Source organism: Streptosporangium canum (assembly GCF_900113865.1).
GTDB classification, from domain to species: domain Bacteria; phylum Actinomycetota; class Actinomycetes; order Streptosporangiales; family Streptosporangiaceae; genus Streptosporangium; species Streptosporangium canum.
This window is the reverse complement of the sequence record NZ_FOQY01000085.1, coordinates 1-1482: the sequence shown is the minus strand read 5'-3', so window position 1 is coordinate 1482 and position 1482 is coordinate 1. Positions and strand designations below refer to the sequence as shown.

Genomic DNA, 1482 nt, shown 5'->3' with positions numbered 1-1482 from the left:
AGCGCTGGACGTAGTAGCCCGATCCGCAGGCTTGCTGCGGGGTGTAGGGGTTGGAGCGCGCGGCCGGCGGGGCCGACGACTTCGTCGGACTCGGCGCCGGCTTGGTGGTCGCCGGAGGCGGCGTCGGCTTGGCGGTGGCCGGAGGCTGCGTCGGATCGACGACCGGCGGCGGCGAGGACGGCTTCGGCGTCGGCTTGGCGGTGGCCGTGTGTGTCTCGGACGGCTTCGCCGTCGGCTTGGGGGTCGCCGCGGGAGGCGTCGGTTTGGCGGTCGGCGTCTCCGTGGCGGGCTCGCTCGGCGTCGGAGCGGGCGTCGGCGTGGCGGGCTCGCTAGGCGTGGGCGACGCGCTCGGGGTCGGCGGGGCCGTCGGATCCGGGGTCGGATCGACCCTGGGCGGCGTCGGGGTCGGGCTCGGCGTCGGGGTGACGGTCACGGTCGCGGTCGCGCTCGGGGGCGGCGTCGCTGCCGGAGACGAGGGCCTCGTCGGAACCGCGGGCGGCGGCACGGGCGCGTTGGTCGGGATCGCCGGCGGGGTGACGAACGAGGTCATCGACGGGGCCGGGACCGTCGGGCTGCCCGTGTCCAGCTGCATCGGTCCGACATCCGGGTTCTGCGGGTCGGTCGTGGCGCCCCAGGGCACGGTCACCTTGTCCGGAGGCTCCTCTCCGACGTCGGGGCCGACGCCGATGCCCTGCCCGTCGCCCTGCGGCTGTTCCGGCCTCTGCTGACCTTGGTCGACCAGTCCCAGGGACGCGTGGGGAGCAGCGGCGGCGGCGTTGGCGGCCGCCCGCTCCGCCTCGCCGAGGGAGGTGTAGCTTCCGGCGGCCCACAGGCCGAGTCCGGACAGCAGGGCGACCACGCCGACGCAGGCGGCCAGCACGAGGGAGAAACCGCCGCGCTTCGGCCGCTCGCCGGGCTGGGCCGCTCCCCGCAGGACGAACGTCGCCTGCGCCGGGGGAGCCGCGTCCCGCGGAAGCGGCGGCGCGCCCCAGCCCGCCGGCGGCGGCGCCTGCGCGGGAGCGGGCTGCTGCGGTACGGCCGGTAGTGCCTCGTCCTGCCACGTGTCGTCCCCGGTGATCATGACCGCCGACTGCTCGCCGAGGAGGCGGAGCATGGCGGCCTTGGTGTCGGGGCGCTCGTGGGGGTTCTTGTCGAGGCAGGCGGCGAGGAGGGCGGCGAGTTCGGCGGGGACGCCGGTGAGGTTGGCGGGCCCTTCCAGGACGCGGGGGAGCTCCCCGCCGAAGGGCGGCTGCCCGGTGGCGGCGTGGGCGAGGGTGGCGGCCCAGGAGAAGAGGTCCGCGGGCCTGCCCGCGGTGGGGGCGGAACCGGGGTTGAGTTCGGCGTGCAGGTTTTCGGGGGCGCGGTAGTCGGGTTCGCCGCCGGTGATGCCGAGGCCGATGTCGCAGACGCGGGGTCCGTCGGGGCCGAGGATGACGGTGTCGGGGGTGAGGGCGCCGTGGGTGAGGCCGGCCAGGTGGATGG

1 protein-coding gene is annotated in these 1482 nt (G+C 76.7%); it reads right to left on the bottom strand.

What is annotated here, in order from left to right; all coding sequences use genetic code 11:
• Nucleotides 1-1482, bottom strand: a 1482-nt coding sequence (locus BM085_RS47140; RefSeq protein WP_143121349.1) for a protein kinase family protein, incomplete at both ends; no start/stop codon positions are given.